This window comes from Neisseria sp. HMSC069H12 (assembly GCF_001812735.1).
Classification (GTDB): Bacteria; Pseudomonadota; Gammaproteobacteria; order Burkholderiales; family Neisseriaceae; genus Neisseria; species Neisseria subflava.
Window position 1 is genome coordinate 22,798 of sequence record NZ_KV810288.1, and the last position, 25,226, is coordinate 48,023.

At 50.5% G+C, this 25,226-nt stretch carries 20 protein-coding genes; 12 read left to right on the forward strand and 8 right to left on the reverse strand.

What is annotated here, in order from left to right; translation table 11 throughout:
- Positions 1 to 51 precede the first annotated feature (51 nt).
- The 3 genes from HMPREF2872_RS07810 to HMPREF2872_RS07820 all read right to left on the reverse strand — a co-directional run bounded on the left by HMPREF2872_RS07810 (position 52) and on the right by HMPREF2872_RS07820 (position 2,108).
- A complete protein-coding gene (locus tag HMPREF2872_RS07810) occupies positions 52 to 480 on the reverse strand; it encodes a L,D-transpeptidase (protein ID WP_070632731.1) in 429 nt (142 codons plus the stop codon).
- Positions 481 to 488: 8 nt separating this feature from the next.
- Complete coding sequence (gene bamE / locus HMPREF2872_RS07815; protein ID WP_070632733.1) at positions 489 to 1,010, reverse strand: outer membrane protein assembly factor BamE; 522 nt, start codon at positions 1,008 to 1,010, stop codon at positions 489 to 491.
- Positions 1,011 to 1,469: 459 nt separating this feature from the next.
- The gene (locus HMPREF2872_RS07820) at positions 1,470 to 2,108 is read right to left on the reverse strand and encodes an MBL fold metallo-hydrolase (protein ID WP_003683764.1); all 639 of its coding nucleotides are present in this window, start codon (positions 2,106 to 2,108) and stop codon (positions 1,470 to 1,472) included.
- A 110-nt stretch (positions 2,109 to 2,218) separates the two neighbouring features.
- Here HMPREF2872_RS07820 and HMPREF2872_RS07825 point away from each other — a divergent pair, with 110 nt between their 5' ends.
- Positions 2,219 to 3,025: a DNA ligase gene (locus HMPREF2872_RS07825; protein ID WP_070632735.1), complete on the forward strand. Its 807-nt coding sequence runs from the start codon at positions 2,219 to 2,221 to the stop codon at positions 3,023 to 3,025.
- Between the two features lie 95 nt (positions 3,026 to 3,120).
- On the opposite strand, the gene HMPREF2872_RS07830 is transcribed toward HMPREF2872_RS07825, so the two are convergent.
- From HMPREF2872_RS07830 to HMPREF2872_RS07840, 3 genes are all read right to left on the reverse strand, one after another.
- Entirely contained in the window at positions 3,121 to 3,771 is a 651-nt protein-coding gene (locus tag HMPREF2872_RS07830) for an HAD-IA family hydrolase (RefSeq protein WP_070632737.1), read from the reverse strand.
- 86 nt (positions 3,772 to 3,857) lie between these two features.
- Positions 3,858 to 4,349: an SHOCT domain-containing protein gene (locus HMPREF2872_RS07835; protein WP_070632739.1), complete on the reverse strand. Its 492-nt coding sequence runs from the start codon at positions 4,347 to 4,349 to the stop codon at positions 3,858 to 3,860.
- Positions 4,350 to 4,388: 39 nt separating this feature from the next.
- Positions 4,389 to 5,375, reverse strand: a complete 987-nt coding sequence (locus HMPREF2872_RS07840) for an RluA family pseudouridine synthase (protein ID WP_070632741.1) — start codon at positions 5,373 to 5,375, stop codon at positions 4,389 to 4,391.
- A 515-nt stretch (positions 5,376 to 5,890) separates the two neighbouring features.
- On the opposite strand from HMPREF2872_RS07840, the gene HMPREF2872_RS07845 reads away from it, so the two are divergent.
- Complete coding sequence (locus HMPREF2872_RS07845; RefSeq protein ID WP_070632743.1) at positions 5,891 to 8,773, forward strand: Rne/Rng family ribonuclease; 2,883 nt, start codon at positions 5,891 to 5,893, stop codon at positions 8,771 to 8,773.
- Between the two features lie 255 nt (positions 8,774 to 9,028).
- Here HMPREF2872_RS07845 and mscL read toward each other — a convergent pair whose 3' ends face one another.
- A complete protein-coding gene (gene mscL, locus HMPREF2872_RS07850) occupies positions 9,029 to 9,472 on the reverse strand; it encodes a large conductance mechanosensitive channel protein MscL (protein WP_049328519.1) in 444 nt (147 codons plus the stop codon).
- A gap of 448 nt (positions 9,473 to 9,920) precedes the next feature.
- Entirely contained in the window at positions 9,921 to 10,709 is a 789-nt protein-coding gene (fabI, locus tag HMPREF2872_RS07855) for an enoyl-ACP reductase FabI (protein ID WP_003748060.1), read from the reverse strand.
- Positions 10,710 to 10,917: 208 nt separating this feature from the next.
- Between fabI and ppk1 the strand changes: the two genes are divergently transcribed.
- The 10 genes from ppk1 to HMPREF2872_RS12075 all read left to right on the forward strand — a co-directional run bounded on the left by ppk1 (position 10,918) and on the right by HMPREF2872_RS12075 (position 25,180).
- Positions 10,918 to 12,975 carry a polyphosphate kinase 1 gene (ppk1, locus tag HMPREF2872_RS07860; protein WP_070632745.1) on the forward strand — a complete coding sequence of 686 codons (2,058 nt, stop codon included), beginning with the start codon at positions 10,918 to 10,920 and terminating at the stop codon, positions 12,973 to 12,975.
- A gap of 102 nt (positions 12,976 to 13,077) precedes the next feature.
- A complete protein-coding gene (locus HMPREF2872_RS07865) occupies positions 13,078 to 15,093 on the forward strand; it encodes a prolyl oligopeptidase family serine peptidase (RefSeq protein WP_070632747.1) in 2,016 nt (671 codons plus the stop codon).
- A 187-nt stretch (positions 15,094 to 15,280) separates the two neighbouring features.
- Positions 15,281 to 17,164: a site-specific DNA-methyltransferase gene (locus HMPREF2872_RS07870; RefSeq protein ID WP_070632786.1), complete on the forward strand. Its 1,884-nt coding sequence runs from the start codon at positions 15,281 to 15,283 to the stop codon at positions 17,162 to 17,164.
- Between the two features lie 10 nt (positions 17,165 to 17,174).
- On the forward strand, positions 17,175 to 19,808 hold the full coding sequence (locus HMPREF2872_RS07875; RefSeq protein WP_070632748.1) for a restriction endonuclease: 2,634 nt from the start codon (positions 17,175 to 17,177) through the stop codon (positions 19,806 to 19,808).
- A gap of 289 nt (positions 19,809 to 20,097) precedes the next feature.
- On the forward strand, positions 20,098 to 20,334 hold the full coding sequence (gene acpP, locus HMPREF2872_RS07880; protein ID WP_003679644.1) for an acyl carrier protein: 237 nt from the start codon (positions 20,098 to 20,100) through the stop codon (positions 20,332 to 20,334).
- A 162-nt stretch (positions 20,335 to 20,496) separates the two neighbouring features.
- Positions 20,497 to 21,744 carry a beta-ketoacyl-ACP synthase II gene (gene fabF / locus HMPREF2872_RS07885; RefSeq protein WP_070632788.1) on the forward strand — a complete coding sequence of 416 codons (1,248 nt, stop codon included), beginning with the start codon at positions 20,497 to 20,499 and terminating at the stop codon, positions 21,742 to 21,744.
- Positions 21,745 to 21,924: 180 nt separating this feature from the next.
- The gene (locus HMPREF2872_RS07890; protein WP_070632750.1) at positions 21,925 to 22,617 is read left to right on the forward strand and encodes a hypothetical protein; all 693 of its coding nucleotides are present in this window, start codon (positions 21,925 to 21,927) and stop codon (positions 22,615 to 22,617) included.
- Positions 22,618 to 22,758: 141 nt separating this feature from the next.
- Positions 22,759 to 23,646, forward strand: coding sequence for a homocysteine S-methyltransferase family protein (locus tag HMPREF2872_RS07895; RefSeq protein ID WP_070632752.1), 888 nt, complete (start codon positions 22,759 to 22,761; stop codon positions 23,644 to 23,646).
- Between the two features lie 98 nt (positions 23,647 to 23,744).
- The gene (locus HMPREF2872_RS12070) at positions 23,745 to 24,494 is read left to right on the forward strand and encodes an amino acid permease (RefSeq protein WP_283119009.1); all 750 of its coding nucleotides are present in this window, start codon (positions 23,745 to 23,747) and stop codon (positions 24,492 to 24,494) included.
- A 14-nt stretch (positions 24,495 to 24,508) separates the two neighbouring features.
- Positions 24,509 to 25,180 carry an amino acid permease gene (locus HMPREF2872_RS12075; RefSeq protein WP_283119010.1) on the forward strand — a complete coding sequence of 224 codons (672 nt, stop codon included), beginning with the start codon at positions 24,509 to 24,511 and terminating at the stop codon, positions 25,178 to 25,180.
- Positions 25,181 to 25,226 lie beyond the last annotated feature (46 nt).

Here is a 25,226-nt window from a genome sequence, read left to right on the forward strand (position 1 = left end):
AAGGCCGTCTGAAAAATATTCAGACGGCCTTTATTCAAACTAAAGCCTACATCAGATGATTTCTAAAATGAAGTACTGACGCAGTTTTTCGTACACATGGCTTTGTACGTTGATACAACCATTGGTTATGATGCGGTCGGCCACATGAGGGGAGACGATGCGTTCCATGCGTCTTTCTTGTGGCTTGAGCGTCCATACCCTATGTAACGCAAACAGAAAGTCATTTTCTTCTTTGAAGCCGATAACTTCGCCACCGTAACCCGGTTTGCTGGTCATCATCGGCGTCATATTGAATTTGCCTTTCGGCGTGGTCTTGCCAATCAGTACCGGATGGCACTGACCGTCATCGGCAAAGCAAAGCTCCGCCTTAGCTGTATTGACCACAACTTTTTTGCGTTGGATATAGTCGCTGACAGCATCGGCAGCGGCCAAAGAATTCAGACCTGCTGCCAAGGCTATACCCAATAGGATCCGTTTCAAATTTGTCCTTATTGACGGATGCGTTCAGGAGCTTCTTTAATGATCTCGCGGATGATCACTTGAGGCTCTTGTTTAGGTTTAGGTGTAGGTGCTGGAGGAGGACATACGGCATCTTTAGGGAATACTGGATTCCAGAAGAAGCTGCGTGCAAATTTGTCTTTGTCGAAGATCACTTTGTATTGGCAAGTAGTGATGCCTTCAACGCCGGAAGTGTTTTCAGGGTCAACACCTACGCCTGGGGTGTAGAAGTGGAACAGATAGTCCCATTCACGCACGCCAACCATACCTTCGTCGTAGTGAGGACGGCCGAGGATTTTGTAGATGTCGTCTTTGGTCAGGCCGGGACGCATTTGATCCAGCTCGTCAAAAGTCGGGAATGTACCGCGGCCTTTGTTGAAGGTCAGGGAGTAAGGTTTAGGGAAGCGTGGCTCGTCTGTAGTGCCTTCAGGAGTGATTTTGCTCTTAGTAGCACAGGCGGCCAGCAGGCCGGTAGCCAGCAGGACGAAGCCCACTTTTGCGATTTTTTTCATTTGATAATCCTTTTATTGATTTTACCGGCCGAACTTTTCAGACGGCCTGTTAGTGCCGGCAGCGAGTTTGCCGGTTGACCCAAATAATGTTGTGCTTCTTAAAGATGTCCCCGACGGTTTGACAAACAGAACATCGGCACATTCCAGCAGGGCATTGCACCTCATCTCCGTTGTATCCGCCTGAATCGGCAGAACCGTTCAGACGGCCTGACTGACATTTATTGTCACTTTGTAACAATTTCACTGCGAGTAAGGCTTGGGGTTTAGAGATTTCCGGTTTTCGATAAATCAGGTTGTATTGCGTAATACCTTGTTATCTTTGTGCTTTAGTTCTTTTTGGCATTTGCCGGAGATTAGGTACTTAATCTTTCGGGTGTTATTCCTGCAAATTGTATGTCAGTTTTCCTTTATACGCATAATCTGTGTATGCCAGAATGTTGGCTTTATACAATATTCATATTAACGAACCAGAAACGGATTGTACCTTTTCTCATGCCCGATACTGGTCATGCGGCCGTGTCCGGCTATAACTTGCGTGGTTTCGGGCAGAGTTAATAGTTTAGCGCAGATATTGTTTATGAGGTCATCATGATTGCCGCGCGGAAAATCTGTGCGACCAACGGTCTCATAAAATAAAACATCGCCTGCGACTAAAAGACCGTTTTCGGCGTTATAGAAAACGACTTGGCCGGGAGTGTGGCCGGGAATGTGGAGGACTTGGAAGCTGTGGTTGCCGACCTTGAGCGATTCTCCTTCTTCCAACCAGCGTGTCGGCGTGAATGACGGAGAAACGGGGAAGCCGTATTGCGCCGTCGTTTGCGGAAGGGCTTGGAGCAGGAATTCGTCGTCTTTGTGCGGGCCGAGAACGGGTATATCGCAGGTTTTCAAAAGTTCAACTACGCCGCCTGCGTGGTCAAGATGGCCGTGGGTCAGCCAAATGGCGGTCAGTTTGAGGCCTTTGTTTTGGACTTGTTGCAATAAATAGGGTACATCGCCGCCGACATCGGTCAAAACGGCTTCTTTAGTTTCATCGTCCCAAATCAGCGTGCAGTTTTGACGGAAGGGGGTAACGGCGTTGATTTCAAATTGGAGTGCCATGGGTGTTCCTAGGAAATGCTTATTAGCGTTATTTACGTTTCAGACGGCCTTTTGCTATTATGTATATATAATAAAAAGCAAGTCTGGAAAAGTGTCTTATGAATAATGTAATGCGGATCATGATACCGATTTTTGCGGCTTCTTTCATCTCTGCGGCGTTTGGTGCAGATTTGTTGTTGGCGCAGGAATATAAAAATCAAGATATTGCCGGTTGGGCCATGAGTGAAAAGTTGGATGGCGTACGCGCGTATTGGGATGGCAGGCAGCTGGTCAGTCGTCAGGGTTATGCGTTTACACCGCCCAAAGGTTTTACAGCAGGTTTTCCGCCGTTTCCGATGGATGGTGAGTTGTACAGCGGACGAGGGCGGTTTGAGCAAATTTCCGCGACGGTGCGTTCTGCCTCGGGAAATTGGGATGGCATCCGTTTGCATGTTTTTGATGTGCCGCAGGCGCAGGGTAATCTGTATCAGCGGCTGGAAACGGCTTCGAAATGGCTGAAATCACACCCGTCGGCACGGTTTACGGTCATTCCGCAAGTCAAGGTGCGCGACAAACAGCATGCTTTGGATTTTTTGAAACAAGTCGAAGCGCTGGGTGGGGAAGGTGTGATGCTGCGTCAACCTGAAGCCCGTTATGCAGGCGGTAGAAATGGGCAGCTGTTGAAGCTGAAAAGTGAATATGATGATGAATGTACGGTAACGCGTCATTATGAGGGCAAAGGGCGCAATGTCGGGCGTTTGGGTGCGGTAGGATGCAAAAACCAATATGGCGAGTTTCGTATCGGCAGCGGTTTTAAGGATAAAGACCGCGACCATCCGCCGAAAATCGGTGCGCTGATTACTTACCGTTATCGTGGTTTTACGCAAAAGGGAACGCCGAAATTTGCAACATTTGTCAGGGTGCGCTCGGATCGATAAAACAAATGAAAGGCCGTCTGAAAATAGGTTTCAGACGGCCTTTAATATAGATGTTGCATAGCCTTTAGGGCTAATCTACGTCAGCCCCTAGCCTTTTATAAGGTTTCCAATACATCAGGCAATTCGGCCAAGCTGTTGAGTATGGCGACATGGGGCATGGAGGAAAGCTGTTGGGCAGTATGTGCGCCGGTGGCAACTGCGATGGCGCGGATTTTGGCATTGGTGGCCATTTCTAGGTCGTGGGTGGTGTCGCCGACGACGACGGCCTCTTCCGGTTCAACACCCAGTCGGTCGCAGAGGGCAAGTACCATGTCGGGCGCGGGTTTGGACGGATATTCGCTAGCGCAGGCAGTTTCCAGCCAAAAGGCTTGGGTGTCGGTTTGTGCAATGGCTTTGTCCAGGCCGCTTCGGCCTTTGCCGGTGGCGATGGCAAGCCAATAACCTTGTTGTTGCAAGCGTTGCAGGCAGGACAGGGCTTCGGGGAACAGGGTCATATTGTGATTGTTGGGATTGAGGTAGTGCGCGGCATAGGTCTCAATCAGGGTTTCCTGAACGTGTTCGCTGACGTTGTGGGCAAGGCGGCGGATGATGCCGGACAGGCTGTATCCGATGAGCGGACGGATTTGGTCGGCTTCGGGAACGGGCAGGCCGCAATCGGCAAAGCTTTGCTGAAAGGTGTGGATGATGGGGTTGGTGGTGTCGGCAAGCGTGCCGTCCCAGTCGAAAATGATGAGTTTGGGTTTCATGGGTTTCCTTTCAGACGGCCTTGAATAACTTATTATTTTAAGAGTGTATTTGATGTAGCTGAATTCACCAAAATACACGAATAGAACTATGGGTTACTTAATATTTTAACTTTTTCTTGATTGAATTCTTGTTCGGAAAGAATACCTTGATCTAATAATTTCTTTAAATTTACTAATTGATCATATTTTTTGTTGTCGCTTGAATTATCAATATCTACTTGTTTTGTCTCTGTGCAGATAAAAATAATCTCAATCCTAGGCCAATTCCCTAAGATGTGAGGAGGAGTAGATGCTCTTTCTCTAATTGCTTTCATACTTTTATTTTTTTGTTTGCAGAAAGCCTGTGCTCTTTTTTCAGCACTGTGTCTCACAGCAGTTGAAGGAGTAAATCCTGATGCTCCTTGATGGAATATGCGATATTCTTGTTCATTATTTTCATTAACATCTAAAATAGTTTCTTTGCCTTTGTAAATGATTGCTGTATCAAAACCCGAGTTGCCCTTTTCAACGATTTGGATTCCCGATGCAGTTGTACAACCAGCTAAAATTAATGCTAATAGAAGATAAAATTTAGACATGACGTTTCCTTATTTTGGGTTAAGTAAATCTATTTGATTTCAGACGGCCTTTTCCTGATTTTCCAGCATTAAAACAAATTGCGCCAATTCTTGCGGCAGGGGGGCTTTCAGGATCAGTTTTTCGCCGGTCAGCGGATGGGCGAGGTGCAGCTCGGAAGCATGCAGGAACATTCTTTTCAAACCGAGTTTTTGCAGGCGTTTGTTGGCCTGATAGTCGCCGTAGCGTTCGTCTCCGGCAATGGGGCAGTCTTGCGATTGCAGGTGGACGCGGATTTGGTGGGTGCGGCCGGTTTTCAGGGTGGCTTCGACAAAGGTCAGGTCGGAAAGGCCGACTTGGTGCAAAAGGCCGTCTGAAAAACGGTTTAACACGCGGAAGATGGTGTGGGCGGATTGGCCGTCTTCGCTGACGCGCACCATTTTTTCGCCTTGTGCGCCGGTGTATTTGAACAGGGGGAGCTTGACGTGGAAGCGGTCGTTCGGCAGCCTGCCGACACCCAGTGCAAGATAGATTTTTTTCGGATGGTCGTTGCGGATGGCTTCGTGCAGTTTTACCAAGGCGCTGCGTTTTTTGGCAATCATCAAAAGGCCGCTGGTGTCTTTGTCGAGGCGGTGGACGAGTTCGAGATAACGCACTTCGGGACGGGCGCGGCGGATTTGTTCGATGACGCCGAAGCTCACGCCGCTGCCGCCGTGGACGGCGACGCCGGACGGTTTGTTGATGACCAAAAGTGCATCGTCTTCGTAAACGATGTCAAACTCGCGCGCAGGCGCGGCCTGGCTTTCAGACGGCCTTTGTTTTTCGGCGATGCGTATCGGCGGAATGCGGACGGTATCGCCTGCCTGAATGCGGTTGTCGGGTTTGCAGCGTTTTTTGTTCAGCCGCACTTCGCCGGCGCGGATAATGCGGTGGATATGGCTTTTCGGGACGCCTTTGAGGATTTTTATCAGATAGTTATCAAGGCGTTGGCCTTCCGCGTGTTCGGCAACGGCAATCAGGCTGACTGAATCTTTGCGTATTGCGTGCATTTTCTCTATAATCCCAAAACGTCCGTTTCGGGACCCGAACCTGCCGTCGCAGGCCGTCTGAAACGGATTTATTGTTAAAACGAGATTTTATATTAAAAACGCACTCCGCAAAGCATTTCCTTGTGTTTGTTCAAAGCCGGCAAACGCAATCCCGTAATTAAGTTTGAATTGAACCTGCCGTCCGGCCGGGCGTAAGACGCAGTCCGCGCAGCACCGTCCGAAATTACCGGCGCTACGATAATAAGAAGATGTAGGCTGCCTTATTTTGTCCGAAGCATCAGCATTCGGACGGCAGCGGAACCATCAACCTTTCCGCCGCATTGTTCTTTATTTCCTTCTTTATCCGAATCCGTCCGCACATGGCTTGAGCTCAAGCATGCAACCTTGCGGATTTCAAATCAAATACTGGTTACACGGGGATTTTCCCATCTTGCCTTTGAAGAGTGCCAACCGGACAGACAGGCCGTCTGAAAAAGATATTCACAAATCAAACGGCCGCTGTTCACGAGGTGACTATGAAAAGAATGTTATTCAACGCAACGCAGGCCGAAGAGCTGCGCGTTGCCATTGTCGATGGCCAAAACCTTTTGGACTTGGACATCGAAACGCTGGGCAAAGAACAGCGTAAAGGCAATATCTACAAAGGTATCATTACCCGCATCGAGCCGTCGCTGGAAGCGTGTTTCGTCGATTACGGAACCGACCGCCACGGCTTTTTGCCGTTTAAGGAAGTATCGCGTTCATATTTCCGCGACTACGAAGGCGGCAGGGCGCGTATTCAGGACGTGCTCAAAGAGGGCATGGAAGTCATCGTCCAAGTCGAAAAAGACGAGCGCGGCAACAAAGGCGCGGCACTGACCACTTTCATCAGCCTGGCCGGCCGCTATTTGGTATTGATGCCGAACAATCCGCGCGGCGGCGGCGTATCCCGCCGTATCGAAGGCGAAGAGCGTCAAGAGTTGAAAGCCGCTATGGCCGAACTCGACATTCCGAACGGCATGAGCATTATTGCCCGTACTGCCGGTATCGGCCGCAGCGCGGAAGAGTTGGAATGGGACTTGAATTATCTCAAGCAACTTTGGCAAGCCATTGAAGAAGCAGGCAAAGCACACCATGACCCTTACCTGCTCTTTATGGAAAGCTCGCTGCTGATTCGTGCGATTCGAGACTATTTCCGTCCCGATATCGGCGAGATTTTGGTGGATAATCAAGAAGTTTATGACCAAGTTGCCGAGTTCATGAGCTACGTCATGCCGAGCAATGTAGGCCGTCTGAAACTCTATCAAGACCACACGCCGCTGTTCTCCCGTTTCCAAATCGAACACCAAATCGAAAGCGCGTTCTCACGCAGCGTCAGCCTGCCTTCCGGTGGCGCGATTGTGATCGACCACACCGAAGCCCTGGTTTCCATCGACGTTAACTCCGCCCGCGCCACACGCGGCTCGGATATTGAAGACACCGCGTTCAAAACCAATATGGAAGCCGCCGAAGAGGTCGCCCGTCAAATGCGTCTGCGCGACTTGGGCGGTTTGGTCGTCATCGACTTCATTGATATGGAAAATCCGAAACACCAACGCGATGTTGAAAACGTCCTGCGCGATGCGCTCAAAAAAGACCGCGCCCGCGTGCAAATGGGCAAACTTTCGCGTTTCGGCCTTTTGGAATTGAGCCGTCAACGTTTGAAACCGGCTCTGGGCGAAAGCAGCCATGTCGCGTGTCCGCGCTGTGCCGGTACCGGCGTCATCCGCGGTATCGAATCGACCGCCCTGCACGTTTTGCGCATCATTCAAGAAGAAGCAATGAAAGACAATACCGGCGAAGTACACGCACAAGTGCCTGTCGATGTTGCCACCTTCCTGCTGAACGAAAAACGCGCCGAGCTGTTTGCGATGGAAGAGCGCTTGGATGTCAACGTCGTCCTGATTCCAAACATCCACTTGGAAAATCCGCACTACGAAATCAACCGTATCCGCATTGATGACGTAGAAGAAGACGGCGAACCGAGCTACAAACGCGTTGCCGAGCCGGAAGAAGACGAATCCGCCAAACCTTTCGGCAGCGAAAAAGCCAAAGCTTCCCGTCCTGAGCCAGCTGTCAAAGGCGTACGCCATACCCAGCCTGCACCGACTGTCGCCCCTGAGAAAAAAGCCTCTTGGTGGGACAGCTTCAAAGCTTGGTTGAAACGCATTTTCGGCGGCGAGCCTGCACCTGCCGCAGTTGCTCAAGAGCCTGCCGAAAAACGCACTACAAACAACCGCAGCCAAAACAGCAACCGCCGTTCAAACAGCCGCCGTCAAAATCCACGCCGCAACAACAAACACGACGGCAGCAAAGTCGAAGTGCGCGAAGTGAATGCCGAAGCTGCCGACAGCAAGGTTGAAGAAAACAAATCAAACGAAAGCCGCAACGACGAGCGTAAAGACAGCCGCCGCAACCGCAACCGTAACAACCGCCGCGATGATCGCAACAACGAGCGCAACCGTGTTGAGGAAGTGGTTGAAGACGTAAACGTTCAAGAAGCGGTTGCACTGGCTGAGATGCCGTCTGAAAACCAAGCGGAACAAAACGGCAATAAACGTCGCCGCAACAACGGCCGTAACGAGCGCAACCGTCATCAATCTGCGGAAAACCGTGTTGAGGACGTGAACGTTCAAGCCGATGGCGAACAGGCGCAAGTTGAAGTGGACGACAACGCCCACAGCGAAGGGGGTGTGAAAAACAACGGCCGTCAAGGACGCGACCGCAACAACCGTCAGCGCAACAACCGCAACGACCGCCGTTCCAACAGCAAAAAACGCAATATCCCGTCTTCGGCAAAAATCGAGCAATACCTGAACATTACCGATACCGCCGACAAAGTCCTCTTTGCCGTAGCGCATGTTTTAGGTTTGAACGAAACGGTTGAAGCTGCAAATGCGACATTGTCTTCTGAAAGCGACCACGCCGAGCCGCTGGTGATTGTGGTATCCGAGCCTGAAGTTACCAGCGCAGAGCCATTCGTATTTGCGATTGAAAGCGAAGACGAGCCTACCGTAGCGCAAACCGAAGGCGCTGATGCCGAACAAGCCCTGCTTGCTTCTGCCGTCAGCAACGTCAAAGAAGCTATTTCTGCAGTATTGTCTCCGAATGAAACGGCTACTGTTGCACCGGTTGAAGTACCAACTGAAGCTGTTGCCACACAAACTGAAACCGTCGCTAAAGCAGCGCCTGTCGCAATCGTTGTGCCTGAGAGCTTGGGCGATTTGATCTTCGTTGAAACCGATCCGCAAGCCGTTGCCGCTTTTGCCGCGCAGCCACAACCTGAACCAGTTGCTAAAACACGCCGTTCGGATGTGCCTAAAGTAGAAGTGGAAGACGTAGCAGTCGAAATGATTTTGGTGGAAACACGCAAAGACTAAGATTGGTTTTCCAGTTAAAAGCTCGATGTTGAACGCATCGGGCTTTTTTATTGGCAAGGAGATGCGCTGCTCATTTTCTTTGTGTTTACCATGAGCGTTAATTCATGGTTGAAAAAGCAGGATAGCTTGCTGAGAAAGGGAAGGGCGTGATTCTTTCAATAGGAAGGACTTAACGAAATAGATTGGTATGAGAAAAGGCCGTCTGAAATGGTTTCAGACGGCCTTGGTTTGTGCGTGTATGTTTAGGTATTGTGATTAGTTTTTGTTCAGAGAGTCACGGATTTCGCGCAGCAACAGAACTTCTTCGCTAGGCTCTGCAGGAGCTTCTTCAGCAGGAGCTTCGGTTTTTTTCACGGAGTTGATGGCTTTAACCACGCAGAAGATGGCAGCGGCGATGATCAGGAAGCTGATCACAGTGTTGATGAACAGACCGATGTTTAAAGTAACGGCACCGGCTGCTTGAGCGGCTGCCAGGTTGGCGTAACCTTCTGCAGGAGCGGCTTGTGCGCCGTCTTTCAGTGTAATGAACAGGTTGGAGAAATCAACGCCGCCGATCAACAGACCGATAGGAGGCATGATTACATCGTCAACCAATGATTTGACGATGCCGCTGAATGCTGTACCGACAACCATACCGACTGCGAGGTCGATAACGTTGCCGCGCATAATAAATTCTTTAAATTCTGAAGCGATTGACATAATTAATCTCCTGTATGTGTTTGAGTCAAAATCAGATGTGATTCAATAAATCGGCAGGCATATTAACGCTTTATCGGTTAAGAAAAATTCAATAATGTTAAATTTTGTATTTTATGCCAAAAATCTCCTGCTTCTATGCCTTCTGTATGAAAAACAGGCCGTCTGAAGTTTTTCTGTTACTTTTTTACACCATTTTTTATTAGCGGCTAAGTATCAGATAACATGAATGTTATCTTTAGAATCAATGCTCTATCTCATCTTTTAAATGAGATGAAATGATAATGTTGTAATGTTAGTAACATAACGCGCCGAAGCGTACGACAATTATGTTTCATTCGTGTATTTGACTTTCAGACGGCCTTTTTGGTTATGCAGTTATTCAAGCCATAATGTAATAGTCATAAAAAACGCACTTTCATCATGAAAGTGCGTTTTGCGTGTAAACCGTTTAGTTCTCTTCGTCGTTCAGTGCGTTGATGCTGTAACCGCCGTCAACGTACGTAATCTCGCCGGTGATGCCGGAAGCGAGGTCGGACAGCAGGAAGGCGGCTGTGTTACCGACTTCTTCAGTGGTAACGTTGCGACCCAATGGGTTGTGGGAAGCGACGTGGCCCAAGAGTTTGCTGAGATCGGCGATGCCGGAAGCGGCCAGGGTTTTGATCGGGCCTGCGGAGATGCCGTTGCAGCGGATGCCTTCTTTGCCCAGGCAGGCGGCAGTGAAGCGGATGCCGGCTTCGAGGCTGGCTTTGGCCATGCCCATAACGTTGTAGTTAGGAATGGCACGAACGGCGCCCAAGTAGCTCAGTGCAACGATTGCGGCGTTGCGGCCCTGCATCATCGGACGGGCGGCTTTTGCCAGCGCAGGCAGGCTGTATGCGGAGATTTCGTGAGCGGTGTTGAATGCTTCGCGGCTGATGCTGTCGAGGAAGTCGCCGCTCAAAGCTTCTTTAGGGGCGAAGCCGATGGAGTGAACCAAGCCGTCCAAGCCGTCCCAGTGTTTGCCCAAGTCAACGAAAACTTGGTTGATTTCGTCGTCGCTGGCAACGTCGCAGCGGAACACGAGTTCGGAGCCGAGTTCGGCCGCCATTTTACGGACGCGCTCTTCCAGTTTGTCGACAACATAAGTAAATGCCAATTCCGCGCCTTGTTCGCGGCAGGCTTTGGCGATGCCGTAAGCGATGGAACGCTCGGAGATCATGCCGGTAATCAGAATTTTTTTGCCTTGCAAAAAGCCCATTTTCTTATCCTTTAGCAGTGGTATTGCGGTTGCATTAAACGGCGCATTATAGCAAAAACCGCTGTTTCGGTATAGAAAAAAACGGATAACCCTTTGTCTTGCCTCAAATAGGGATAAGGTTTTCTGTCAAGGCCGTCTGAAACCTGACGGAACGGCGGCAAAACGTTATACTTGATGGTGTTAATGACTGATGTTTCAGGAGTAAACCATGCCCGAGCAAAACCGCATTCTTTGCCGAGAACTCAGCCTGTTGGCGTTCAACCGCCGTGTACTGGCTCAGGCGCAGGATGCGAATGTTCCTTTGTTGGAGCGTTTGCGTTTTTTGTGCATTGTTTCTTCCAATTTGGACGAATTTTTTGAAGTGCGCATGGCGTGGTTGAAACGCGAAAACAAACTGCGTCCGCATCAACTGCTCGACAACGGTAAAACCGCAGCCGAAACCATTGAGGCGGTGGCAAAAGAGGCGCAGGCGCTGATCCGCGAGCAATATGATTTGTTTAATAATGTGCTTCAGCCCGAACTTGACCGTGCAGGCATCCATTTTTACCGCCGCCGCAATTGGACGGCCGCGCAAAAGAAATGGATTGAAAACTATTTCGACAACGAGCTTTTGCCCATTCTCACGCCCATCGGCCTCGATCCTTCGCACCCGTTCCCTCGCCCGTTAAACAAATCGCTCAACTTTGCCGTCGAACTCGAAGGCACGGATGCGTTTGGCCGTCCGTCCGGAATGGCAATTGTGCAGGCACCGCGCATTTTGCCGCGTGTCGTCCCCATGCCGTCTGAAATTTGCGGAGGCGACGCAGGCTTTGTGTTCTTATCGTCTATTTTGCACGCCCATGTCGGCAAACTTTTCCCCGGCATGAAAGTGAAGGGTTGCCATCAATTCCGCCTCACGCGCGACAGCGATTTGACGGTGGATGAGGAAGATTTGAAAAACCTGCGCGCCGCGATTCAAAACGAATTGCACGACCGCGAATACGGCGACGGCGTGCGCTTGGAAGTGGCGGATACTTGTCCGGCGCATATTCACGACTTCCTGCTTGCCCAGTTCAAGCTGACTTCTGCCGAGCTGTATCAGGTCAAAGGGCCGGTCAATTTGGTGCGCCTCAATGCCGTTCCCGATTTGGTGGACAGACCGGATTTGAAGTTTCCGCCACGCAATGCAGGCCGTCTGAAAGCCTTGCGCAAAAACGGCTCTGTGTTCAAACTGGTTAAACAGTCGCCGATTTTGCTGCACCACCCGTATCAGTCTTTCGATCCGGTTGTCCAAATGATACACGAGGCAGCGGCCGATCCGGATGTATTGGCCGTCAAAATGACCATCTATCGCACCGGCAGCAATTCCGAGCTTGTACGCGCATTGATGAAGGCCGCACTGGCGGGCAAGCAAGTTACCGTCGTGGTTGAACTAATGGCGCGTTTTGACGAAGCCAACAACGTCAACTGGGCGAAACAGCTGGAAGAGGCGGGCGCGCACGTCGTGTACGGCGTATTCGGCTATAAAGTCCATGCCAAAATGGCTTTGGTTATCCGTCGCGAAGACGGCGTGCTCAAGCGTTATGCCCACCTCGGTACCGGCAACTACCACCAAGGCACATCGCGCATTTACACCGACTTCGGCATCATCACCGCCGACGAGCAAATCACTGCCGATGTGAACACTTTGTTTATGGAAATCACAGGCTTGGGCAAGCCGGGCCGTCTGAACAAGCTCTATCAAAGCCCGTTTACCCTGCACAAAATGGTCATCGACCGCATCAAGCAGGAAACCGAACACGCCAAAGCCGGCAAACCGGCGCGGATTACCGCCAAGATGAATTCCCTCATCGAGCCGAGTGTGATTGATGCGCTGTATCAAGCCAGCGCGGCAGGCGTACAAATCGACCTGATTGTGCGCGGTATGTGTACTTTGCGCCCGGGTGTCAAAGGCTTGTCCGAAAACATCCGCGTCCGCTCCATTATCGGCCGCCAACTCGAACACTCGCGCGTGTATTGCTTCCATAACAACGGCGCAGACGATACCTTTATCTCCAGCGCCGACTGGATGGGTCGTAACTTCTTCCGCCGTATTGAAGTCGCCACGCCGATTACCACGCCCGAACTCAAAGAACGCGTGATCCGCGAAGGTTTGGAAATGGCCTTGGAAGACAATACCCAGGCTTGGCTGATGCAGCCTGACGGCAGCTACGTCCGCACCCAGCCGCAAGACGGCGAGCCTGCGTTTGGTTTGCAGGAAGGTTTGTGGAAAATATACGGACGTTGAGTTGAATAATGTCTCGGGCCGTCTGAAATGCAGGTTTCAGACGGCCTTTTTTGATTTTGCCGTTATAATTCCGTTTCCCAATCTTTCAGACGGCCTTTTCCTATGAAATCTTACCCCGATTCCTATCTCCATTTTGAAAACCTCGAATCTCCCGAAACGCAAGATTTTGCCGCTGCGGCGCATGCCGAAACGCGCGCCCGTTTTTTAGAAAATGACAAAGCGCGCGCATTGTCCGATGGCATTTTGGCACAGTTGCAGGACACGCGGCAGATTCCGTTTTGTCAGGAACACCGTGCGCGGATGTACCATTTCCATCAGGACGCAGAATATCCGAAGGGCGTGTACCGCGTGTGTACAGCGGCGACGTACCGTTCCGGCTATCCTGAGTGGAAAATCCTGTTTTCAGTGGCGGATTTCGATGAATTGCTTGGCGACGATGTATATCTAGGCGGCGTGTCGCACTTGGTGGAACAGCCCAACCGCGCGTTGTTAACACTGAGCAAATCGGGCGGCGATACGGCGTATACGCTGGAAGTGGATTTGGAAGCAGGGGAATTGGTAGAAGGCGGTTTTCACTTTCCGGCAGGCAAAAACCATGTGTCGTGGCGCGATGAAAACAGCGTGTGGGTGTGTCCGGCTTGGGACGAACGCCAGTTGACCGAATCGGGCTATCCGCGCGAAGTGTGGCTGGTGGAACGGGGCAAGAGTTTCGAGGAAAGCCTGCCGGTGTATCAAATTGCCGAAGACGGCATGATGGTAAACGCGTGGCGTTATCTCGATCCGCAGGGGTCGCCGATTGATTTGATTGAAGCGTCAGATGGTTTTTACACCAAAACCTATTTGCAGGTGTCGTCTGAAGGCGAGGCGAAACCGTTAAACCTGCCCAACGATTGCGACGTAGTCGGCTATCTGGCGGGACATCTTTTGCTGACGCTGCGCAAAGACTGGAACCGCGCAAACCAAAGCTATCCAAGCGGCGCGCTGGTGGCGGTGAAACTGAATCGGGGCGAACTCGGGGCGGCGCAGCTTTTGTTTGCGCCCGATGAAACTCAGGCATTGGAAAGCGTGGAAACGACCAAGCGTTTTGTCGTGGCGAGTCTGCTGGAAAACGTACAAGGCCGTCTGAAAGCATGGCGGTTTGCCGACGGCAAATGGCAGGAAGTCAAACTGCCGCGCCTGCCTTCGGGTGCATTGGAAATGACCGACCAACCGTGGGGCGGCGACGTGGTTTACCTTGCCGCCAGCGATTTCACTACGCCGCTGACGCTGTTTGCGCTGGATTTGAACGTGATGGAACTGACTGTCATGCGCCGTCAGCCGCAGCAGTTTGATTCAGACGGCATCAACGTGCAGCAGTTTTGGACGACTTCGGCCGACGGCGAGCGCATTCCTTATTTCCACGTCGGCAAAAACGCCACGCCCGACACGCCGACTTTGGTCTATGCCTACGGCGGTTTCGGTATTCCTGAATTGCCGCATTATCTCGGCAGCGTCGGCAAATATTGGCTGGAAGAGGGCAATGCCTTTGTGTTGGCGAACATACGCGGCGGTGGCGAATTTGGCCCGCGCTGGCATCAAGCAGCGCAGGGAATCAGCAAACATAAAAGCGTTGATGATTTATTGGCAGTCGTGCGCGATTTGTCCGAACGCGGCATGAGTTCGCCCAAACATATCGGTTTGCAGGGCGGCAGCAACGGCGGCCTGATTACTGCCGCTGCCTTCGTGCGCGAGCCGCAGAGCATCGGCGCGCTGGTGTGCGAAGTACCGCTGACCGACATGATCCGCTATCCGCTGCTCTCCGCCGGCGCAAGCTGGACGGACGAATACGGCAACCCGCAAAAATACGAAGTCTGCAAACGCTGGCTGGGCGAATTGTCGCCGTATCACAATCTTTCAGACGACGTGCCATACCCGCCCGCACTCATCACCACCAGCCTGTCCGACGACCGCGTCCATCCCGCCCACGCGCTCAAGTTCTACGCCAAACTGCGCGAAACCTCGCCGCAATCTTGGCTCTACTCGCCTGACGGTGGCGGTCATACCGGCAACGGTACGCAACGCGAATCCGCAGACGAACTCGCCTGCGTCTTGCTGTTTTTGAAAGAGTTTTTGGGGTAGAAGCAAGCAACAGGACTGACCGTTTTGTAAAGTTGAGAAACAAAATACTCTTGTTTCGGCAAGTGAAAAGAAGGCCGTCTGAAAAACGAATATTAAAGTTTTCCAGACGGCCTTCTTTTCTTTTAACTTTCAACATATCCCGATAAAATGGACACCTTGTAAGTGATCATTGATGGAAGACGCAATTATGGCAACCGAACCGAACCGAACCGAACCGAACCGAACCGAAATTATACACGATTTAGAAAATAATTTCAAACAAAACAATATATTAAAACTCAAACAACTCTTTCCCGAAGTCTTTTGCGAAGGCCAAATCGACTTTGAGAAACTCAAACTCGTCCTCGGCGCAGAAAACCTTGTCGGCGCGGGCGAACGTTATCAACTCGATTGGGCGGGCAAAACCGCCGCCTATCTCAACCTGCAAAGCCCCACTTCCCGCACCCTCGTCCCCTGCAAAGAAGAATCCGCAGATTTCGACGGCACGCAAAACGTGTTTATCGAAGCCGAAAACCTCGAAGCCCTAAAAATCCTGCAAAAATCCTACGCCGGCAGCGTGAAGATGATCTACATCGACCCGCCCTACAACACCGGCAACGATTCCTTTATTTATCCCGACAAATTCTCCGAAAGCCGCGAAGAATACGCCCGCCGCGTGGGCGATACCGATGACGCGGGCTACCTGAAGCGCGACGGCGTATTCCAAGGCGCGTGGCGCAAAAACAGCAAAGACAGCGGCCATTACCACAGCAACTGGCTCTCCATGATGCTGCCGCGCCTGCATCTGGCGAAAACCCTGCTGCGCGAAGACGGCGTGATTTTTATCAGCATTGACGACAACGAACAGGCACAGTTGAAATTGTTGTGTGATGAAGTGTTTGGGGCGGAGAATTTTGTTTCACAAATTTCTTGGCATAGAAAACGTGGTAAAGATAATAGTGCGCCTAATTTAAGTCGTGTCCATGAATATCTTTTTGTTTATGCAAAAAATATTGAAAATCTTAGATTTAATAAACTTGAAATTGAGGCGGAAACACTTAAAGCATATAAAAATCCTGATAATGATGAACGTGGTGATTATCGTGTTTTGGGGCTATGGGCGCGAGGAAATCAAGGAGGTAGTAGATATGAATATACGACATTGAACGGAAGATTCTATTCTGAACGAGAATGGTTGGTCGGTTTGGAAAATATGAAAAAGTTAGATGAAGAAAAAAGGTTGATTGAAAATGGAGACAAACTTTATCGTAAATTATTCCTTTCAGAAGTAGCAGGCTCTGTTCCTGAAACAATTTGGTTAGATACAAGTAATACAGCAAATGCAGCTGATGAACTTAAAAAAATATTTGATAAAAAAGCATATTTTGATACCCCAAAGCCAATTCCGTATCTTTTAAAGATGGCAAAACTAGCCACAAATTCAGATGACCTAATCCTAGACTTCTTTTCCGGCAGCGGCACTACCGCCCATGCCGTGATGCAGCTTAACGCCGAAGACGGCGGCAGCCGCCGTTTTATCTGCGTCCAGCTCCCCGAAGAAACCGACGAAAAATCCGAAGCACGCAAGGCGGGTTTCGACACGATTGCCGAAATTGCCAAAGAACGCATCCGCCGCGCGGGCAGGCAGATTTCAGACGGCCTTCAAGACGGATCGGAAATAGATACGGGCTTTAAAGTTTTCAAACTTGCTGAAAGCGGTTTCAAACAATGGCGGCAGCCCGAGCAGTCCGATACGGAAGCCCTGCAACGCGAATTGTCGTTGAATATCGATTCCGTGCTGTCTGAAACATCGTCTGAAAACCTGCTCTACGAATTGATGCTGCGCATGGGCTTGAAGCTGACTTGCAAGGTTTCGTTTTCAGACGACGTATATTTCGTGGAAGACGAAGACACGGGCGGGCTGTACGCTTTCCTGCTGAAACGCGTGGATCAAGGTTTGATTGATGCCGTGCTGGCGAAGCATCCCGCTAAGGTGGCGGCATTGGACAGGCTGTTTGAGGGTGACGATGCGCTTAAAAGCAATACCGTATTGCAGATGAAGGATGCGGGCGTGATGTTCGAGTGTGTGTAGGGAGAAAACGATGGAACTGAAATTTGAAGAACTGCCCTATCAGCTTGATGCGGTAAATGCCGTTGCGAATCTTTTTGCAGGGCAGCCGAACCATGTCCGGACATTCGATTTGACCAGTCAGGGGACGGGGCGGTTTGTAGGCAACGGCTTGGATTTGGATTGGGAAACGCTAGGCCTGAATCTGAACACGGTACAAAAGCAAAACGGACAGCCTGAAACAAAAATCGGCGAGCACGGGCGGAATTTTTCCCTGGAAATGGAAACGGGTACGGGCAAAACCTATGTCTATCTGCGCACGATTTACGAATTAAACCGCCGCTACGGCTGGAAGAAGTTTGTCATTGTCGTACCGAGCGTGCCGATACGGGAAGGCGTGTTGAAAAGCCTGGAAATTACGAAGGCGCATTTTGACGGGGTGTTCGGCAGGCCTGTGATGCGTTATGCTGAATATTCAAGCGGCCGGCTGTCGGATTTGCGCGCTTTTGCGGTAAACGACCATATCGAAATTTTGGTGATCAACATCCAGTCGTTTGAAAAAGATGGAAACGTTATCAATAAGGTAAACGAAAGCGGAGAAGCGCCGATTAAGTTTGTTCAGGAAACGTGTCCGATCGTCATCATCGACGAGCCGCAAAATATGGAAACGGAAGGCCGTCTGAATGCCTTGGCATCGCTCAATCCGCTCTTTACCCTGCGCTATTCGGCAACGCATAAAAACCCTTACCACAAGGTTTACAGTCTGAATCCCGTGCAGGCATACAATTTGAAGCTGGTAAAGCAAATCGAAGTCTTGCCGGTATTGGCGGAAAACGATGTGAACGGTGCATTTGCGGAGCTGCTGGAAGTAAAGCAGGCGGCCAAAGGCCGTCTGAAAGCCGATTTGAACATTCATTATCAGGATAAAAAGGAAACCAAGAAGAAAAAGGTGTCCGTCAAATCGGGAGACGATTTGTTTGAAAAATCGGGCGGCAACGAAGCCTACCGCCACGGTTTTATCATTGACGGCATGGATTTCGAGAATCAGGAATTGGCGTTCTCAAGCGGTAGAACCATTACGCGCGGCGGAGACGGCGATGCGGTGCGCGATGAAATCATGAAAAACCAGATCCGCGAGACGGTAAGGGAGCATTTGGCGAAGGAGAAACGGCTGAATCCGCTGGGGATGAAGGTGTTGTCGCTGTTCTTCATCGACCGCGTGGAGAATTACCGTACGGCAGACGGAGCAGCGGGCAAGTTTGCCCTTTGGTTTGAAGAAATCTATCGGGAGCTTGCAGGCAGCGCCGATACGGCGGGCGTACACGGCGGCTATTTCTCGCAAGACAAGAAAGGCCGTCTGAAAAACACCGACGGTACAACTCAGGCGGACAACGATACCTACCGCCTGATTATGCGCGATAAGGAAACCCTGCTTTCCTTCGGCAGCCCGCTGCGCTTTATCTTTTCCCATTCCGCGCTGAAAGAAGGCTGGGACAACCCCAATGTATTCCAAATCTGCACGCTCAACGAAACCCGCTCGCCGCTGAAAAAGCGGCAGGAAATCGGGCGCGGGCTGCGTATAGCCGTCAATCAGGAAGGACGGCGCGTGCGCGATGAAAAAGTGAACATACTGACCGTGGTGCCGAACGAAAGCTACGAATCGTTTGCCGCCAACCTGCAAAAGGAATACGAAGACGAATGCGGTATTAAATTTGCCGCCGAAAACATCAAAAACGGCAATAAGAAGAAAAAACAGCTATTCCGCAAAGATTTTCCGCTCGACCCCGAATTTCAGGCAATTTGGGACAGGTTGAAATACAAAACGCGCTACAGGGTGCGCTTCGATACGGAAGAATTGATCAAACAGGCTTCGGCGGCAGTAGCAGGCCTGCCCGAAATCCAGAAGCCGAAAATCCGCATCCGCAAGGCGCAATTAAAACAATCCCAAACCTACGGTATCGAAACAGTCGAAATTGCCAGCCGCAGCCGCGATATGGAAACCACATGGGAAATTCCCGACATACTCGGCGAGATCCAAAGAAAAACGGGGCTGACGCGGCGCACGGTGTACGAAATCGTCACAAAGTCAGGCCGTCTGAAAGATGTAGTTGGTAATCCGCAACGCTTCATCGACCTTGCCGCCGAAGCGGTAAACCGCAGCCTGTACGCATTGATGACGGCAGGAATCGAGTATGAGCAAACCGGCGAAGTGTATGACCAAAAGCTGTTGACAGACATGGAGCGCGAAGGCATCGAGTTTTATGAAAACGACTTTACGTTCGAAGTCGGAAAACCGCAAAAAACCATTTGCGAAAACTACATTCCTTTGGATTCCGGCACGGAACAAGCCTTTGCCCAAAATTGCGAGGATTATGATGCGAAAAATGAAGGCGGCGTGGCGTTTTACTTCAAACTGCCCGGCTGGTTCAAAATCCCGACCCCGCTGGGCAACTACAATCCCGATTGGGCGGTGGTGAAACAGGTTCAGGACAAAGTATATTTCGTTGCGGAAACCAAAAATACCGGCAAAGGCATTCAGGCGGGAGTGGACACCGACAAGCTGCGCGAAAACGAACGGCTGAAAATCGAATGCGGCAAGCAGCATTTTGCGGCATTGGACGGGCTGGAATATCGTGAGACGGATGATGTGGGCAGTTTGGAAAAATAATTGGAGGAAATATTTGAAATTGCATTAAAGCCGTTTGAGAAGCCGAAATTAGGATTTTCAGATGGCCACGATTTACGATAATCAAACTTAACTCTATGATATCAAATAAAAACAATTTCCTGCTTGTAGGTTAAAATCAGCCTATGCTAATATGCGCAACAACAGGTTTTTCCAGAATAATCTGTGCTAAAATGTAGGATTAGATGGAAAACTCTATCCGAATTCGGTACAATACCGACGAATTATTTCTCTTAAACAACCTGCCGCAAGGCGAAAAGGAACGACTGACATGTCAAACATCGAACAACAAGTTAAGAAAATTGTTGCTGAACAACTGGGCGTAAACGAAGCCGAAGTGAAAAACGAATCTTCTTTCCAAGACGATTTGGGTGCTGACTCTCTGGACACCGTAGAACTGGTGATGGCTTTGGAAGAAGCTTTCGGCTGCGAAATCCCTGACGAAGACGCTGAAAAAATCACTACCGTACAATTGGCTATCGACTACATCAACGCCCACCAAGGCTAATCGGTCGCACCAAACATCCAGCCTCTGCTGCGCCATCGCAATAGAGGCTTTTACCTTATTATTAAACCCCTGAAATTTCAGACGGCATGAGTTTTGCCCGTTTTCACAAAGAAAATGAGCAAGGCTGCCGCGAAAATCCCGACAACCAACAGCGAGATTATCATGAGTCAGAGAAGAGTAGTCATCACAGGTCTTGGCCAAGTATCACCGGTCGGCAACGACGTCGCCACCGCATGGAGCAATTTGCTCGCAGGCAAAAGCGGCATCGGACGGATTACCCGCTTTGACGCATCCGACATCAACAGCCAAATCGCCGGCGAAGTGCGCGATTTCGACATCGGCCAATACATCAGCGCGAAAGAAGCGCGCCGTATGGACGTATTCATCCACTACGGTATTGCCGCCGCCCTGCAAGCCATCAATGATTCAGGCTTGGACGACGTGGAAACCCTCGACAAAGACCGCGTCGGTGTCAACATCGGCTCCGGTATCGGCGGCCTGCCGAGCATTGAAGCGACCAGCAAAGCCGTTATCGAAGGCGGCGCGCGCAAAATCAATCCTTTCTTTATCCCAGGCTCGCTGATTAACCTGATTTCCGGCCACGTAACCATCCTCAAAGGCTACCGTGGCCCGAGCTACGGCATGGTTTCTGCCTGTACAACCGGCGCACACTCCATCGGCGACTCTGCACGACTGATTAAATACGGCGACGCAGACGTTATGATTGCCGGTGGCGCGGAAGGCGCGATCAGCACTTTGGGCGTCGGCGGTTTTGCCGCCATGAAGGCACTTTCCACCCGCAACGACGACCCTGCTACCGCTTCCCGTCCGTGGGACAAAGGCCGTGACGGTTTCGTTATCGGCGAAGGCGCTGGCGTGCTGGTGTTGGAAGAATTGGAACACGCGAAAAAACGCGGTGCGAAAATTTACGCTGAAATCGTCGGCTTCGGCATGAGCTCCGATGCCTACCACATTACCGCGCCTAACGAAGAGGGCCCTGCATTAGCCGTTACCCGCGCCCTGAAAGATGCCGGCCTGAATCCTGAAGACGTTGATTACGTCAACGCACACGGTACATCGACTCCTTTGGGTGATGCCAACGAAACCAAAGCCATCAAACGCGCTTTGGGCGATCATGCGCGCAAAGTCATCGTTAACTCCACCAAATCCATGACCGGCCACTTGCTTGGCGCAGCCGGCGGTGTGGAAGCGTTGTACAGCGTGTTGGCGGTACACGAGCAAAAATCTCCACCGACCATCAACATCTTTGAACAAGATGTTGAAGCCGGTTGCGATTTGGACTACTGCGCCAATGAAGCGCGTGACGCGAAAATCGACGTTGCCATCTCCAATTCCTTCGGCTTTGGCGGTACCAACGGCACATTGGTATTCAAACGCTTCAAAGACTGATAGAAGATTTAAGTAGATTAAAAGGCCGCCTGAAACTTGGTTTTCAGACGGCCTTTTTTATTTTGAAATCTAAATACTCTTGATAATCTGTATCATTTGTATAAAAATATCGGCTCTTATCAATATCGCCCGGATTTTATCGGGTAATCAACTCAATTATATTTTTATCAGGAGTCTGCAATGAAAACCATCCGTATTCTGGCATTGGCCGCCGCGCTGGCTGCCGTGCCTGCATTTGCATCTGATTTCGGCCATGAACAGGCATTGACCATAGACGGCAAGCCCGCCCATCTGGCAGAAACTTCAGCCCGTATTTTGGCAAACGAAACCTTGACTGCGCCGCAACTGGTCGAAGACATTACCGATGGGTTGGGTTCGAAAAAAATTCCGGGCTATAAATTGATGATTATGGGCCGCACTTATTCGGTGGCAGCAGAAACCAAACCGCCGAAAGAGGGCCAAACTCAGTGGCGGGACAATACGTTCATTCATCGCGGCGTAAAACTGTTTGTCGGTATTCCGGTTAAAAACGGCAAAATGGATTTGGCGTCTGCACGATTGATTAATATCGGCGTGGTTGACGACAATGGTGGTGCTGCGCCTCATGATGAGGGTGAAAAAATCCGCCCCGTCGGCAAACAGCTGATGTCTCCTGATACCAAGGTGGAAAATGTGAAACTAAATATTGCCAAACTGACGTTGCCAAATATGAAATTGGGCGAAACCAGTGGCGGTGGTGTGAAATTGGAAGCATCGGCAACATTGGACGGTAAGCCGATACAGACCAAAATCGACAGCACTTTCTCCCGCTTCTATTCCGCTAAACCGGTGGCTACACGGCCGTTTATGGCAGATGCACGGTTTGTGAAATAATCGCAAAGGCCGTCTGAAATCCAGTTTCAGACGGCCTTTTATATAACGAAACTGCATAAGTTTAGTTTTTTATAGATTAAAGGTAAGGAGTTAAAAAAGCGTAGAATGGCGATTTTAAAAAATCATCATTGGAGGTCGATCATGACGGTAACGATTTTAGACGGTGGAATGGGGCGTGAACTGCATCGGCGCGGCGCACCGTTTCGTCAGCCGGAATGGTCTGCTTTGGCTTTGATGGAAACGCCGGAGATTGTACGCGAAACGCATTTGGACTTTCTTCGCGCAGGCGCACAAGTAGTTACGACCAACAGCTATGCGCTTGTTCCGTTTCATATCGGGCAGGAGCGCTTTGATGCTCGAGCTGCCGAATGGGCAAGGCAGGCCGGCCGTTTGGCGCGTGAAGCGGTGGAACAAAGCGGGACTACTGCAAAAGTGGCCGCAAGCCTGCCGCCGTTGTTCGGTTCTTACCGCCCTGACTTGTTTGACAAACAAGTCGCACCTGCTTTGGCGCGCCCTTTAATATCGGGTTTGATGCCGTTTGCTGATATTTGGTTGGCAGAAACCGTATCCAGCTTGGAAGAAGCGCGTTTCTGGCGCAGCAGTCTGCCTGATGATGGTAAGCCGTTTTGGGTGTCGTTTACTTTGGAAGATACGATGCCGTATGATGTACCGGTGTTGCGTTCGGGAGAAAACGTGCACGAGGCGGCGGATTTCGCGGTAGAGATAGGTGCGGCGGCAATGTTGTTCAATTGCAGTCAGCCTGAAGTGATGGCGGAAGCTTTGAAAGTGGCACATGAAGCCCAAGGCCGTCTGAAACTGGGTGTTTACGCCAATGCATTTGAGCCGGTACAAGGACAGATGAACGAGGCCAACGATGGTTTGGATCCGATTCGTGCCGATGCTACGCCGGAAAATTATTTGGCGTGGGTGAGACAATGGGCGGATTTGGGTGCTGAAATCATCGGCGGGTGCTGCGGTATCGCACCTGAACATATCCGTGCGTTGGCGCAAGGATTTAAGGCCGTCTGAAAGCGGCCGCATAATATTTTGATACGGTTAGAACAGGCTAAAAAAGCCGGTAATGCCGTCGCTTTACAAATACATAATTATAAAAATCAGGAATAAACATGTCGCAAAAATCTCAAATCGGCTTGGCCGCGCTGACGGCCTTAGTTATCAGTTCCATGATTGGTTCGGGTATTTTCAGCCTGCCGCAGAATATGGCTGCCGTTGCAGGTTCGCAGGCTTTGCTGCTGGGTTGGCTGATTACCGGTGTGGGCATTATCTTTCTCGGCCTGTCATTTTCGGCCTTGTCCAAACTTAAGCCCGAATTGGACGGCGGTATTTATACGTACGCCCGCGACGGCTTTGGCGATTTGATGGGTTTTTTCTCAGCGTGGGGCTATTGGCTTTGCACTACGGTCGGTATTGTCGGCTATTTGGTGGTTGCGTTTGAAGCAGTAGGCGGATTTGTCGATACGCCGGACAACGTGATTTTCGGTAAAGGCAACACATTTGCTGCTTTTGTCGGTGAATCGGTAATTGTATGGCTGATTTACTGGTTGGTAGTGCGCGGTATTAAAGAAGCGGCAGGAGTGAACCTGATTGCGACAGCAGTCAAAGTATTTCCGCTGATTTTATTTATCGGTATGGCAGCCTATTTCTTTCAAACCGAAGTGTTTATGTCCGATTGGACAGGGGCGAGCCTTGCTACGCCTGAAAATCCTGATGTCAGCCTGATGACGCAGGTGAAAAACACAATGCTGATTACGCTGTGGGTGTTTACCGGTATTGAGGGTGCAGCGGTTTTGTCCAAGCATGCACGAAGTGAAGTCGTGCTGATGTCGGTCGAGCAACCATTATCGGAGTCAGCTTGACGCTGGCAATGTATGTGGCAATTACTGTCTTGGCTCAAGGCATTTTGCCTCGTGTGGATATTGCAGCAATGGCTAATCCGTCTATGGCGGGCGTGTTGGCGCACATGGTCGGCCCTTGGGGTAAAGTGCTGATTTCTTCCTGCCTGATTGTGTCTGTGCTGTCGTCTTATTTAAGCTGGACGCTGTATGCGACCGAGATTCCGCACATGGGTGCGAGAAACGGCGCATTTCCAAAATCGTTTATCCCGTTGAATAAAAACGAAGTGCCGCAGGGTTCGTTGATGTTTACCACTTTGACCGTGCAGGTTTGCCTATTGCTGGTGTGGTTAAAAGGCGAGGATTATTCTGCCTTGCTGATGGTATCGACTTCCATGATTTTGATACCGTATCTGTTAATTGGTGCATATCTGTTCAAATTATCGCTGACACAAAAGGCTGCGGCGAAATACCGCCTTATCGGCGTGGCAGCAACGCTTTATGCGGCTTGGATTGTCTATGCGGCAGGCACGGAATATTTGCTGCTTTCAGTCTTGCTCTATTTGCCCGGCGTATTGCTGTTTCTCTATTCGCAAAAGAAACACTACGGAAGTTGTCAGTTCAACCGTATGGAAAAAGCCGTATTGGTATTGCTGTTGATTTTGGCTGTGCCGGCCGTACAGCAGTTTGTCGCTAGCTTGCAAGCGTAAGCAGAAAGGTTTGAAAAGGCCGTCTGAAATCCAGTTTCAGACGGCC